Annotated in this window: 14 protein-coding genes; 9 read left to right on the forward strand and 5 right to left on the reverse strand. The window is 63.2% G+C overall.

Annotated features, from left to right (window positions below):
• Positions 1-3 precede the first annotated feature (3 nt).
• Genes ABCV34_RS01135 through ABCV34_RS01145 form a run of 3 tightly spaced genes read right to left on the reverse strand, consistent with a single transcriptional unit; the run spans position 4 to position 2,863 of the window.
• Positions 4-750 (reverse strand): GntR family transcriptional regulator, encoded by a 747-nt coding sequence (locus ABCV34_RS01135; protein ID WP_345797417.1) that lies wholly within the window; start codon positions 748-750, stop codon positions 4-6.
• Positions 751-764: 14 nt separating this feature from the next.
• Entirely contained in the window at positions 765-1,574 is an 810-nt protein-coding gene (locus ABCV34_RS01140; RefSeq protein WP_345797418.1) for an amidohydrolase family protein, read from the reverse strand.
• Positions 1,574-2,863: an SLC13 family permease gene (locus ABCV34_RS01145; RefSeq protein ID WP_345797419.1), complete on the reverse strand. Its 1,290-nt coding sequence runs from the start codon at positions 2,861-2,863 to the stop codon at positions 1,574-1,576. The genes ABCV34_RS01140 and ABCV34_RS01145 overlap by 1 nt, the downstream gene beginning before the upstream one ends.
• A 448-nt stretch (positions 2,864-3,311) precedes the next feature.
• Here ABCV34_RS01145 and ABCV34_RS01150 point away from each other — a divergent pair, with 448 nt between their 5' ends.
• Positions 3,312-4,037: a TerC family protein gene (locus ABCV34_RS01150; RefSeq protein WP_345797420.1), complete on the forward strand. Its 726-nt coding sequence runs from the start codon at positions 3,312-3,314 to the stop codon at positions 4,035-4,037.
• Between the two features lie 50 nt (positions 4,038-4,087).
• Here the strand turns inward: ABCV34_RS01150 and ABCV34_RS01155 are convergent, their stop codons facing one another.
• Positions 4,088-4,408 (reverse strand): DUF190 domain-containing protein, encoded by a 321-nt coding sequence (locus ABCV34_RS01155; RefSeq protein ID WP_345797421.1) that lies wholly within the window; start codon positions 4,406-4,408, stop codon positions 4,088-4,090.
• A 32-nt stretch (positions 4,409-4,440) separates the two neighbouring features.
• On the reverse strand, positions 4,441-4,842 hold the full coding sequence (crcB, locus tag ABCV34_RS01160; RefSeq protein ID WP_345797423.1) for a fluoride efflux transporter CrcB: 402 nt from the start codon (positions 4,840-4,842) through the stop codon (positions 4,441-4,443).
• 111 nt (positions 4,843-4,953) lie between these two features.
• Between crcB and ABCV34_RS01165 the strand changes: the two genes are divergently transcribed.
• The 8 genes from ABCV34_RS01165 to ABCV34_RS01200 all read left to right on the forward strand — a co-directional run bounded on the left by ABCV34_RS01165 (position 4,954) and on the right by ABCV34_RS01200 (position 13,292).
• Positions 4,954-5,736, forward strand: a complete 783-nt coding sequence (locus tag ABCV34_RS01165) for a 3-hydroxybutyrate dehydrogenase (protein ID WP_345797425.1) — start codon at positions 4,954-4,956, stop codon at positions 5,734-5,736.
• Between the two features lie 74 nt (positions 5,737-5,810).
• Complete coding sequence (yaaA, locus tag ABCV34_RS01170; RefSeq protein WP_345797426.1) at positions 5,811-6,584, forward strand: peroxide stress protein YaaA; 774 nt, start codon at positions 5,811-5,813, stop codon at positions 6,582-6,584.
• 101 nt (positions 6,585-6,685) lie between these two features.
• Entirely contained in the window at positions 6,686-7,402 is a 717-nt protein-coding gene (locus tag ABCV34_RS01175; RefSeq protein ID WP_345797427.1) for a GntR family transcriptional regulator, read from the forward strand.
• Positions 7,399-8,745, forward strand: coding sequence for a malonyl-CoA decarboxylase family protein (locus tag ABCV34_RS01180; protein ID WP_345797428.1), 1,347 nt, complete (start codon positions 7,399-7,401; stop codon positions 8,743-8,745). Before ABCV34_RS01175 ends, ABCV34_RS01180 begins: the two co-directional genes overlap by 4 nt.
• Before the next feature lie 35 nt (positions 8,746-8,780).
• Positions 8,781-10,316 (forward strand): malonyl-CoA synthase, encoded by a 1,536-nt coding sequence (locus ABCV34_RS01185; protein ID WP_345797430.1) that lies wholly within the window; start codon positions 8,781-8,783, stop codon positions 10,314-10,316.
• A gap of 110 nt (positions 10,317-10,426) precedes the next feature.
• The gene (gene dctP / locus ABCV34_RS01190; protein WP_345797431.1) at positions 10,427-11,425 is read left to right on the forward strand and encodes a TRAP transporter substrate-binding protein DctP; all 999 of its coding nucleotides are present in this window, start codon (positions 10,427-10,429) and stop codon (positions 11,423-11,425) included.
• Between the two features lie 65 nt (positions 11,426-11,490).
• The gene (locus ABCV34_RS01195; protein WP_345797433.1) at positions 11,491-11,979 is read left to right on the forward strand and encodes a TRAP transporter small permease; all 489 of its coding nucleotides are present in this window, start codon (positions 11,491-11,493) and stop codon (positions 11,977-11,979) included.
• Complete coding sequence (locus ABCV34_RS01200; RefSeq protein ID WP_345797434.1) at positions 11,976-13,292, forward strand: TRAP transporter large permease; 1,317 nt, start codon at positions 11,976-11,978, stop codon at positions 13,290-13,292. Before ABCV34_RS01195 ends, ABCV34_RS01200 begins: the two co-directional genes overlap by 4 nt.
• The last annotated feature ends 49 nt before the right edge of the window (positions 13,293-13,341 follow it).

Genomic DNA, 13,341 nt, shown 5'->3' on the forward strand with positions numbered 1-13,341 from the left:
CTCTCAGCGGATGCGCATCTCGTAGCGGAAGTTCTGCGGTTGCCCGTGGGATATCCGGTATTCGATGGGGCGCCCCTCGATGTTGTAGGCGATCCGTTCGATCCTGACCAGCAGATCGCTGTCCTGTGTGCCCAGATCGGCATCGGCGCGGCCACTGGTGAAGGACAGGGTTTCATCCGCCGAGAACACGAATTGTCCGCAGACCTCGTCGTAGAAAGGGTAGAGCAGGTTGCCGAAGCGTTCGGGGGCCATCGTGGCCAGAGGGGCGAACAGGGTTCTGGGCAGCCAGATCGATTCGCTGAGCACGATGGTTTCGTCCACCAGACGGACCCGCGTCAGCCGGATCAGTTCGGCATCCGGTGCCAGATCCAGGCGGGCATTGATGTCCGCATCGGCGGGGACCACCACGACGGCCTTGACCACGCCGGTGGGTACCACCTGCTGTCCCGACGCGTTGCGATAGCGAAAGAATCGCAGCAGCGATCCCCCGAAATCGGGGCGTTTGATGAACGTGCCCTTGCCCTGAACCTTGGCGAGCAGGCCGTCCTTGACCAGGCGTTCGACCGCCTTGCGGATCGTGCCGATCGAGACCTCGTATTCTTGCGCCAGGGCCTGCTCTGTCGGGATCGGTTCGGACGGATCCCAGACGTGTCCGGCCAGCCGTGCCTGGATCCCCAGCCGCACACGCTCGTACAGTGGCACGTTCAAGCCGTCCAGGGATGTGGGTGCGAGGGTGGTGGGGCGGGTCATGGCGGTGGAGTGGGTCAGGGTGCGAAACCGAACAGCGTCCGTGCGTTAGCCCCCAAAATCTGTTCGCGCAAGCCTGCGTCGGGCAGCAGCGAGTCGAGGAACCCGGCGGAGTCGTCGTAGTGTACGCGATCCGTGTATTGCGTATGAGGCCAGTCGCTACCCCACACCAGGTGGTCCCGTAGTCCCCGATCCAACAGCAGGCGCAGGGCCTGATGCGCGTGCCGGCGCCCCCGGTCGCCGTCGCCCAGGCGGTAGTAGCCGGACACCTTCACCCAGTGGCGGGCGGGATCCAGCATGTCGAGGACGGCCCGATAATCGGGGTCATCGGTCCCTTTGTCGGGATCGACGCGACCGAAGTGGTCGATGACGACGGGGGCCGCATAGCCGCGCAGGGCCGGCAGCAGCGTGCGCAGGTACGCGGGCGGGCAATGCAGTTCCAGCTGCCAGCCCTGCTCATCCAGACGGCTCAGGAATTGCCGCCATTGCGGCAGCCGTAGATCGGGTGCCGTCTGTCCGAACAGGTTCAGCCGTGCGCCGACGATACCCTGCTTGCCCAAGGTACGCAGCGTCGCCGTGTCGATGTCCACTGGAACCACGGCCACGCCCTTGAGGCGATGCGGATGCGTGGCGATGGCTGCGAGCATCTGGCTGTTGTCGTAGCCCAGAAAGCTGGGCTGGATCAGCACGCCATGGTCCAGGCCGTGGCGGTTCAGGTGGGACAGATAGGTCTCGACGTCGGCGCCATCCGTTGGCTGGTAGCGGGCCCCCGCCACGACGGGGCCGCCGGCGGCGAAGATATGGGCGTGGGTATCGACGGTTTTCATCACAGCGCTCCCTGGACAGCCAGGGCCGCCAGCAGGGCGGCGCCAAAGCCCAGCGGCACGGCACGGAACAGCAGATCGTTGAAGAGCGAGGACTGGTCCATCTGATGAGGGGCCGAACCCAGAATCAGGCTGCCACCCGAGGAAAATGGCGAGATTGCCGAGGACTGCGCGCCGACCACGATGCAGACGAACAGCAGCATGGAGTCGTACCCCGTCGCCGCCGCGATGGCGGGCACCACCGGGAACAAGGCCGGCGTCACGACCCCCAGCGTGCTGGAAAACAGGGACATGAAGGCGCCGATGATGCACATGACCAGCGGAATGAGGGCCAGCGGAATGGTGGTCGAGACCCAGTCCGACAGGATGGCGATCACGCCCGCCTTGATGGCGACCTCGATCAGCATGCCGACGCCGCAGATCATGATGAGTGTTCCCCAGGGAACGTAAGCCACCACCTTTTTCTCATCCGCCAGTTTCAGGAACAGGCTGATGACCGAGAAGATGATGGCCATGAAGCCGATGTCGATTCTGGAGTTCAGGAAGGCGATCCCAGTGCTGTTCGGCAGCAGGATGGCGAGGATGGGGACGATCAGCAGGATGCTCATCAGGATGATGATCAGGATCAGGGATTGTTTCTGCTTGGGCTCGAAGGGGGCCGGGCGTTCGGCCTTGATCTCGATCTGCAGCTTGCCCCGGTTCAGGATCAGGTAGGCGCCGATGACGACGACGGGAATGATCAGGGTTGTGACGAAGGTTGCCGTCGCGTTGGTGAAGGCGGTCGAGGCATCCACCCCGGCGCCCTCCATCAGGCCGCGAAAGATCACCCCGCTTTGCGAGGTCATGAAATTGGCGCCCGCCAGCGCGCCGTAATTCACTGCCATCCCGCCGATGACCTTGCTCATGCCCGTCTTTTGGCACAGTAGCAGCGTCATTGGGGCCATGAAGGCCAGCACGGTGTAGAAGCCGGCACCCAGGGCGGCGATGAGGGTCGCCGATGCGAAGATCGCCAGCGGCAGCAGGGTCGGGGAATGCCGACAGGCGTACAGCAGGTGATTGGCCAGCTTTTCCAGGGCTCCGTTAGCCATGGCGAAGTTGTAGAACAGGGTGACCGCCAGGATGATGAAGAAGATCTTGATCGGCCAGAACTGGACGATCTGGGAGGATTTCAGGCCCAGGCCGAACGCGCCGATCAGGTAGGCGAAGATAATGGCAAAAAAGCCGATGTTGATCTTGGTCTTGTAGCCGATGGCAATCGACAGCAGGATTGCGGCAATGATGACGTACGTCATGAACACTCCTTGAACAGGCTTCAGAGTTTATCATCTAGTCATATATATGATTATATGAATTACTAGGTATTAACCCTGATTTTGCTTAGGCGTCCGCAGGATCCTCTGCGACGCGGGGACTATGGCTTCATGAGGTGTCGGGATGCCGGTATGGGATGATGGCACGAGGGCTGGGTGATGTGGCTGGGGTGTGCGGCTGAATGGGCTGGAAAGAGTCTGGCGGCACATTGCGGAAGCAATTTTCCTCTATAATCCCAGAATCGAGGGGAGTAGCTCATTTTCCGCCGCATCGTCATCACGGTGTCCGTCTGGTACGGATGCCCGGTGCCCGGGTAGCCTGTGAATGGTTGCGAGCAAGACCTTGCCACTTAGGGCAAGGCACGTCTCTTTCTTTTGAAATGGCCTGGCCCTGTTGTGGGGTTACAGGCCATTTTCACGAGGAACGGCGATGATCGAATTTTTTCAGACACTCAGCTGGGCGGCGGTATTTCAGATCATTCTGATCGATATCCTGCTGGGCGGCGACAACGCCGTGGTGATTGCCTTGGCGTGTCGCAACCTGCACGAAAAACGGCGGTTGCAGGGCATCCTGTGGGGGACTGCCGGGGCGATCGTCTTGCGGGTGTTGTTGATCGCCTTTGCGATGACCTTGCTGAACATCCCGTTCCTGAAGGTCGTGGGGGCTGTGCTGCTGCTCTGGATCGGTGTCAAGCTCTTGCTGCCCGAGTCCGATCATCACGACAAGGTGGCGGGTGGCGCCTCGGTGTTTGCGGCGGTCAAGACCATCATCGTCGCCGACCTGGTCATGAGCATCGACAACGTCATCGCCATTGCCGGGGCTGCGCAGGGGGCGCATGTGGATCATCAGCTCGGGCTTGTGATCTTCGGCCTGCTGGTCAGTGTTCCCATCATCGTCTGGGGCAGCACGCTGGTGCTGAAGCTCATCGACCGATTCCCGATCGTGGTCACTTTCGGCGCCGGCCTGCTGGGCTGGATTGCGGGCGGCATGCTGGTCACTGACGTGATCATCGTTGGCTGGATCGGGCAGCCGACCGCCATCGTGAAGCTCACGGCGGAAATCGTGGGCGCCCTGTTCGTCGTGGGGGTCGGTTTGCCGCTGGCCCGGCGCAAGATCGCTGCCCGGTCCGCCTCGAAGCCGTCGCAAGCGGCATGAGGCGTGTGCCGGATCGACCGTCCATCAGGTGACCTGGGGCCCTGTATTCGTCAGTCGGGCAAGCCGGTGCGGCCATATTCCACGGGAATCTTCACGTAAAACACGGTTTCGCCGGCGGATTCTATGTTCGACAGCAGGCGTGCGCAGGTGTCTTCGTCCACCGCGACCATGACGCCGATGGGTTGTTCGGCCAGTTCGAAGAAGCGGGCGGCATGCAGCCGGCCGTGATGGCCGAAGCTTTCATCCGCCTTGAACAGGGTGGCGCCCAGCGCCCCCTGGGCCTTGGCCAGATTCATCAGCCATTCGGCCAGGGGCGTGCCGCCATGATGGCGGCCTTCCTGCGTATAGAAAGTCAGCTGATAGCCTTGCATGGTGCGCTCCTTGGGTGGCGATCGAGGCGGCGCTACGCGGTCGTCGCCATGCGTACCACGGCTATGGTGCCGATGCCAAGCAGGGTCATGACCAGCGAACCGCCCACATGGATGACGATCGAGGCGGTCAACCAGCCCAGCCGCCCTTCCTGCAGCAGCGTCACCAGCTCGGCGGAAAAGGTCGAGAAAGTCGTCAGCCCGCCGCAAAAACCGGTGATGATGAATAGCCGCATCTGGGGAGACAGGCCCGGATGGGCGCCGAACCAGGCGATCGCGAGCCCGATGATGTAGCCGCCCAGCAGATTGGCCGCCAGGGTGCCGGGTGGCAGGACAGGGAAGAGGGCGTTGAACGTGCGCCCCAGCCACCAGCGCAGGATCGCACCGATCGAGGCGCCAGCGGCGATGGCAATCAAAGGGTTATAGAAGATGGGCATGATGTGTCTGCATGTTAACAGTGGCCAGGCCTGCCCCACAAGGCAGTGTTCAGGTCCCCGCGTTACACTGAACCGAGTTCTTTTCCGAACCCTTTCAGAAGGAGTTGTCCCATGCTTAAAGGAAAAAAAGCAGTCGTGACCGGCTCGACCAGCGGTATCGGCCTGGCGATTGCGCAGGAACTGGCCCGTCAGGGTGCCGACCTCGTCATCAATGGATTCGGGGATGCCGCAGCCATCGAACGTGAACGCGCGGGCATCGAGAAAGAATTCGGCGTCAAGGCCATCTACCTGAATGCCGATCTGATGAACGCCCAGGCGGCCCGTGATTTCATCGCGCAGTCCATCAAGGCGCTCGGCGGTATCGACATCCTGGTCAACAATGCCGGCATCCAGCACACGGATCTGATCGAGGACTTTCCGGTCGACAACTGGAACGCCATCATCGCGCTGAACCTGTCGGCCGTCTTCCACTGCACGGCGGCGGTCCTGCCGACCCTGAAGAAACAAAAATTCGGGCGGATCATCAACATCGCATCGGCCCATGGTCTGGTTGCCTCGGTCAACAAATCCGCCTACGTGGCGGCAAAACATGGCGTGGTCGGGCTGACCAAGGTCACCGCGTTGGAAAATGCCGGCACCGGGGTGACGTGCAATGCCATCTGTCCGGGCTGGGTGCGCACACCGCTGGTGGAAACGCAGATCCAGGCGCTGGCCAAACAGAAAGGGCTCAGCATCGAAGACGCCGCGCGCGATCTGCTGGCCGAAAAGCAACCGTCGCTGGAATTCGTCACGCCGCAGCAGCTGGGCCAGGCGGCCGTCTTCATCGCGTCGGATGCGGCCGCGCAGATGACCGGCACCACGCTGTCCATCGACGGCGGCTGGACGGCGCGCTAAAAAATCGCACTGCACTACCGCACGGCCCGGCCACACCCCGGTCCGTGCGGAGACCATTGCTTGAGGAGTCATCGATGTTGATGGTGTTGTCACCGGCGAAGAAGCTGGACTACGACTCGCCGGTGCGCACCACGCAGCAGTCGCTGCCGGTATTCCCCACCGAGACGCGTGAACTGGTCGGTGTCATGCAGGCCTTGAAACCGGCCGATCTGGCCGATTTGATGGATCTGTCAGACGCGCTGGCGCGCCTGAATGCGCAGCGGTATGCGGCCTGGGTCGATGCGCCCGATACGCGGCATGCCCGCCAGGCCGCTCTGGCCTTCAATGGGGATGTCTATGAAGGGTTGCGCGCGGCGGAACTGTCCGACGCGCAACTGGTCTGGTTGCAGGATCATCTGGCCATCCTCAGCGGTTTGTATGGCGTGCTGCGGCCGCTGGATCTGATCCAGCCCTATCGCCTGGAAATGGGTACGCGGCTGCGCACGGCGCACGGCCGGACACTGTATGAATTCTGGGGCGGCCGGATCGCGCAGGAACTGAACCGCCGCCTGGATGCGTTGGGCCACGAACGGATCGTGCTGAATCTGGCGTCCCAGGAATACTTCAAATCCGTGGATCTGAAGACCTTGCGCGCACGGGTGGTCGAATGCGTATTCCAGGACGAAAAGAACGGTATCTGGAAGGTCGTCAGTTTTCACGCCAAGCGGGCTCGCGGTCTCATGGCCCGTCATGTGGCCGATCACAAGATCGACCGGGTGGCCGATCTGCGGGGTTTTTCCGCAGGCGGCTACGCCTTTGCCCCAGAGGCCTCGACCGAGGACCGCCTGGTTTTCCGGCGGCCGGCCTGACAGCCCATCAGGGATAACCTGAGTTGTGCTGCTCGATCACGACTTTTACGCTACCCATAATTATGAATTATTAATTTCCAGATTCCGCACAGGAGACCCCGATGGCGGCCAGGATTATCCAGAAGATCCTCTATCAGGAAGTGGCCGACCGCTTGCGGGGCATGATCCAATCGGGGGAACTGCAGGCGGGGGAATGGGTCGACGAGGCCGCGCTGACGGCGGTGCTCGGCATTTCGCGCACACCGCTGCGGGAAGCGCTGAAGGTCCTGGTGGCCGAAGGGCTGCTACGGCTGGAACCGCGTCGCGGCTGTTTCGTCAACGAACTGTCCACGCGCGACCTGGAGAACATCTTTCCCTTGATGGCGCTGCTGGAAGGGCGTTGCGCCTACGAGGCCGCCAGCAAGGTGACGCAGGAGGACCTGAGACGCCTGGAAGTCCTGCACCGGGATCTGCGTCATTTCGCGGAATTGGGGTCGATCGATGACTACTACGCGGCCAATGCCAGGATCCATGTCGCCATCCAGGAACTGGCGGACAATCGCTGGCTGTCGGACCTGATCGACAACCTGCGTCAGGTGCTCAGCCTGTCGCGCCACCGCAGCCTCAGTTTCCCCGGACGGATCCGCGAGTCCTGCGCCGAACACCTCGCCATCTTCGCCGCGCTGAAGGCCCATGATTCGGAAGGCGCCGATGCCATCACGCGCAAGCATCTGATGCGCCAGCTCGATGCCCTGCGGGCGCTGGCCCGGCAGGACGAGCGTGCCGCGATTCCGGATCCGTGGGTGCCGGATTCCGCCATATCGGGAGAACGATCATGACAGGATCGATCCTTGGGACCCAGGTCGCCGCGCCTGCGGGGGACGGGCGGTCGGATCATGCCGCCCCCGGGGCTTCCGCCCCTATCCCCGATGTGGCCCAGCCTGCGCCGGAATCCACGCCCCGCGCCGCCGGATTGCTGGGTCGGCTCAGCCGTTGGCTGGATCGCGACCACCTCCCTGACCCGTCCGCGTTGCGTTCGCTCTACGAGGCTTCGCCGACCGATGGCGCGGCGAACCGTCTGGCCCGGCAATGGGCCGACCGCTACCTGGCGGCCGATGCGGACGATCGGCGTTCCCTGCTCGCGGGGCTGGTCCACGCGGGTGTGGGGCTCGAGCCCCACGCCAGAGGCGCCAACGGGCTGTTTCGCCGTCTGTATGCCGAGAGCGACCGGTTGGCCCTGATGGTCGAACTGCGGGCTGACATGTTGCGCTGGCGCAATCAGGTCGCCGGTCTGTCGGCCCTCGAACAGGAACTGGCGGCGCTGTTGTCGAACTGGTTCGACGTCGGCATGCTGGAACTGCGTCACATCAACTGGGATTCGCCGGCTTCCTTGCTGGAAAAACTCATCCAGTACGAAGCGGTGCACGAAATCCGCTCCTGGGACGACATGCGCCGCCGGGTGGCCGCCGACCGCCGCTGCTACGCTTTCTTCCACCCGCGGATGACCGATGTGCCGCTGATTTTCGTCGAGGTGGCGTTCGCCGAACAGATGGCGGCTGACGTACAGGCGCTGATCGACCCGGACCGCCCTGTTGCCGATCTGGGCAAGGCACGGTGGGCGATCTTCTACTCGATCTCCAATACTCAGCGTGGGCTGCGCGGGATCAGTTTTGGCAACTTCCTGCTCAAGCGCGTGATCGAGGAGTTGCTCGCCGAGCTGCCGAAACTGAAGTCGTTTGCCACCCTGTCCCCCATCCCGGGCTTTGCGGATTGGCTCGGCAAGCGCGATGGCGCGGAAATCCAGGAATACCTGGCGGACAAGGGCGAGCGCCAGACGGTGACGCAGGAACCGGGCGCAGGTGTGCGCTGGGTCGAACGCCTGCGCGCCGCGGCGATCGAACCCGGTCCCGAGTCTGTGCGGAAAACGGGACTGCGGTTGGCTGCGCACTATCTGCGGCAGTTGCGCGGCACCGACCCGCTGGATGCCGTGGCACGTTTCCACCTGGGCAATGGCGCGCGCATCGAGCGGCTGAACTGGGCAGCCGACCGCTCCGCCAAGGGGCTGGAGCAGTCCTGCGGCCTGATGGTGAATTATCTGTACGAACCGGATCAGCTGGACGAGAACCGCGCGCGCCTGGCGGCGGGCAAGCCTCGGGTTTCGCGGGGGGTGCAATGGTTGTAGAGACGGTGCCCCCCGGTTTTCAAAGGAGAATGAACGTGGAACGCAACGCCAACCTCTACACGGTCCTGCAGTCCGGTTTTCCAGCGGATCGTCAGGCTGTGGCCATCGAAACCCCGGCGTGCGCCTACAGCTGGCAGGATATCGATGCCATCAGCAGCCGGATCGCCAATCTGCTGCGTTCCCTGGCGGTGCCCGCCGGTTCCCGGGTGGCCGTCCAGGTGGATAAGTCTCCGGAAGCGTTGATGCTCTATCTGGCCACGCTGCGTGCGGGATTGGTCTATCTGCCGTTGAACACCGCCTATCACGAGGCCGAGGTGGCGTATTTTCTGGAGGATGCCGAACCGGCTGTGGTGATTTGCCCGGACAATGCCATCGGCTGGTGCGAACCGCTCGCGCGTAGCAAGGGAGCCGCCCACGTCCTGACCCTGAACGCCGATGGCCAGGGCAGCCTGATGCGGGCCGCCGCCGGACAGGATCCGGATTTCGTCACGGCGCATAATGCCCCCGACGATCTGGCCGCCATCCTGTATACATCCGGCACGACCGGGCGCAGCAAGGGCGCCATGCTCACCCACGCCAATCTGTCATCCAACGCCCTGACGCTGAAGTCGTACTGGGGCTGGCGATCCGACGATGTGTTGCTGCACATGCTGCCGATCTTTCATGTGCACGGGTTGTTCGTCGCATCCCACGGCGCGCTGCTGGCGGGGGCACGGATGATCTGGCTGCCGAAACTCGACGTGGACCAGGCGCTGCACTACCTGCCGCGATGCACCCTGATGATGGGGGTGCCGACCTATTACGTGCGGTTGCTGGCCGATGCCCGGTTCGACCGCGAGACCTGCCGTCACATGCGGCTCTTCATTTCAGGGTCCGCGCCGTTGCTGGTCGATACCTTCCGCGAATTTCAGGCGCGTAGCGGCATGACCATCCTGGAACGCTATGGCATGAGCGAAACCGGCATGATCACATCCAACCCTTATGACTCCGCGCGCGGCGAGCGCCTGCCCGGAACGGTCGGGCCGGCGCTGCCGGGAATCACGGTGCGCGTCGTCGACGATGTCGATCAGCCCCTGGCGGCGGGTGAGCCCGGCCATGTCCAGGTGCGTGGGCCCAACGTGTTCGCGGGCTATTGGCGCATGCCGGAAAAGACCCGCCAGGAATTCACGCTGGACGGGTGGTTTCGCACCGGTGACATCGGCGTGCTGGGCGGTGCGGATGTCCCCGGCGACTACCTGAGCATCGTCGGGCGCAGCAAGGACCTGATCATCACGGGCGGCTATAACGTCTACCCCAAGGAAATCGAGATGGTCATCGACGCGATGCCCGGCGTCCAGGAGTCCGCCGTCATCGGCGTACCTCACCCAGATTTCGGCGAGGCCGTCGTTGCGGTGCTGGTGCCACGCGCTGGCGAGACGGTGGACGCCGGCGCGGTGCTGGCTGGATTGAAAGTGGGTCTGGCGAACTTCAAGGTGCCCAAAAAAATTCATGTGATCGATGCGCTGCCGCGCAATGCCATGGGCAAGGTCCAGAAGAACGTGCTGCGGCAGCGGTACGCGAGCTTGCCATGAACAGAACGGAGGCATGACACAGAAAGGAACGCAGATTTCGTCCCGCCAAGGGGCAGGCCGGATCCGGGAAGGGGCGGCAGGATTCACAACGATGATAACTAGGAGACAACATGATGAAGCGACACATTCTTTGCGCCGCACTGGGGCTGGCTCTGGCGGCTGGCACCGGTTCCGCTCTGGCGGACACCACATTGCGGGCCTCGCACCAGTTCCCCGGCGGGCAGGGAGACCCGCGGGACGAAATGGTGCAGATCATCGCCCGCGAGGTCCAGGCTGCCAATGTCGGACTGAAGATCCAGGTTTTCCCGTCCTCCTCGCTGTACAAGCCCAACGAACAATGGGGGGCGCTGACTCGTGGTCAGCTGGACATGGCGGCCTTTCCGCTGGACTATGCCTCGGGGCGGGTTCCGCAATTTTCCGCAACCCTCATGCCCGGTCTGGTGCGCAACTACGACCATGCCCAGCGCCTGAATCAGTCCAACTTCATGAAGGACATCAAGGCGCTGGTGGAAAAGCAGGGCGCTGTCGTGATTGCCGATGCCTGGCTGGCGGGCGGTTTTGCGTCGAAGAAACACTGCGTCACCGGGCCCGAAACGATCAAGGGCCAAGTCATCCGGGCGGCGGGTCCGGCCTTCGAGCAGATGCTGGCGGCGGCGGGCGCGTCGATCTCGTCCATGCCGTCGTCCGAGGTCTATTCGGCCATGCAAACGGGCGTGCTCGATGCGGCCAACACGTCCAACGACAGCTTCGTGTCGTACCGGCTCTACGAACAGGCCAAGTGCCTGACCGCACCCGGGGAAAACGCCTTGTGGTTCATGTACGAACCCGTGCTGATGTCCAAGAAGGTCTTCGACCGGCTGGAGCCAAAGCAGCGTGAGGCGATCCTCGCGGCAGCGAAAAAGGCGGAAACCTACTTTACGGAAGAAGCCAGAAAGGGCGAGCAGAAGATGCGAGACATCTATACCAAGGCGGGGGTCGAGGTCGTCACGATGACCCCTGAGCAGTATCGGGCCTGGATGAGCATCGCCAAGCATTCGTCCTATCGGCAGTTCGCCGAGAAGGTCCCGGGTGGGGATGCGCTGCTGAAGAAGGCGCTGGCTGTTCAGTGAGGGTGGGCTGGTGCCGGGCATGATCCGGCGCCGGTCTTTCTGCCGAAGCGACACCGGGAGGTCGCATGAATCGAGTTTTCATCCGCGGGGTCGAGGCCCTGTCGCGGGCCTGCGGCGTCGCATCTGTGCTGCTGCTGGTCTTTGCCATGCTCGTGGTGTGTCAGATGATCCTGATGCGCTACGTGTTCCGGGCGGCCACCATCTGGCAGACCGAGGCGGTCGTGTTTGGCGCCACCGCTGCGATCTTCCTGGGCGCCCCCTACGTTCTGATGACCAAGGGTCACGTCGGCGTGGATTTCATCCAGATGCTGGTGCGTCCGCGCACGCGTCTCTGGATGGATCGGGTCGGTGCGTTGCTGGGGTTCATCTTCTGCTGCGTCATGACGGTTGCGACGGGTCTGCATCTGGCTGAAGCCCTGGAAGGCGGCTGGACGACCCCGAGCGTGGCCGCCGTGCCGCTGTGGATGCCCTTGTCGCCCGTCGTGTTCGGTTTCGGGCTGCTCAGCCTGCAGTACGGTGTCGAGATCATCAAGCTGATGGAGAAGCCGTCATGACGCCGACCCTTGCCGGAATCAGTATTGTCCTGGGCCTGTGTCTGATGCTGGCGACAGGCATGCCGATCGCTTTCGCCCTGGGCCTGGCGGCATTGGGTGGCCTGTTCCTGGACATGGGGCCCGACGTGATCTACGTGCTGGCCGAGACCATGTTCGCGGGCATCGCCAATCTGGGTTACGTGGCGATCCCCATGTTCGTCCTGATGGGGGCGATCGTGGCCGGCACGCCCGCAGGGGGTGACTTGTACAAGGCCCTGGACCGCTGGTTGTACAAAGTGCCGGGCGGTCTGATCCTGTCCAATATCGGTGCGTGCGCGATCTTTTCCGGCATGACCGGATCGAGCCCCGCCACCTGCGCCGCCATTGGCAAGATGGGCATTCCCGAGATGCTGGGACGAGGCTATCCGGCATCGGTCGCCACGGGTTCCATTGCGGCGGGGGGCACGCTCGGGATCCTGATCCCGCCCTCGGTCACCATGATCGTGTACGGCATCTCGACCCAGACCTCGATCGGCCGCCTGTTCCTGGCCGGGGTGGTGCCCGGTGTGCTGCTGACGGTCATGTTCATGGCCTGGGCATTATTCGATGCGCGGCGCAAGGGCTTCCGGTTTGGCCTGAGTACTTTGCAGTATTCCTGGCGCGACAAACTCGAGGCACTCCCGCGTGTCCTGCCGCTTTTGCTGATCATCCTGGGCATGCTGTTCGTGTTGTATGGCGGGGTGGCGACGCCCTCGGAGGCCGCCGGCGCGGGAGCACTCCTGACGCTGGTTGTGGTGGCCGTGGTGTATCGCCTGTTCCGGATCCGGACCTATACGGGCGTATTCGGTTCGGCCATGCGCGAAAGCGTCATGATCATGATGATCATGGCCTCGGCGGAACTGTTCGCCTTTGCGCTGTCGTCTCTGTTCATCACACAGTCGCTGGCGGCCGCGATCGCCGCGCTGGAGATCAACCGCTGGTTGCTGATGGGGCTGATCAACGTGTTCCTGCTGGTGGCCGGCATGTTCCTGCCGCCAGTGGCGATCATCGTCATGGCCGCGCCCCTGCTGCTGCCCATCATCACGCAGGCGGGCTTCGACCCCTATTGGTTCGCGGTGGTCCTGACCGTGAATATGGAGATCGGCCTGATCACACCGCCCGTGGGGCTCAACCTGTTCGTCCTGAACGCCATCGCGCCCGATGTCCCGACCAAGGACATTCTGATGGGGGCGTTGCCGTATGTGCTGGTGATGATGGTGGCGATCGTGCTGCTGTGCATCTTCCCGCAGGTCGTGACCTGGCTGCCCGACCTGATCATGGGTGCGCCCATCTGACGCAGGCCGTCGCATCCATCGTGGCAGGGGTTCAGCCATGCGACGGTTG

The organism is Castellaniella sp. MT123 (assembly GCF_039614765.1).
Classification (GTDB): Bacteria; Pseudomonadota; Gammaproteobacteria; order Burkholderiales; family Burkholderiaceae_B; genus Castellaniella.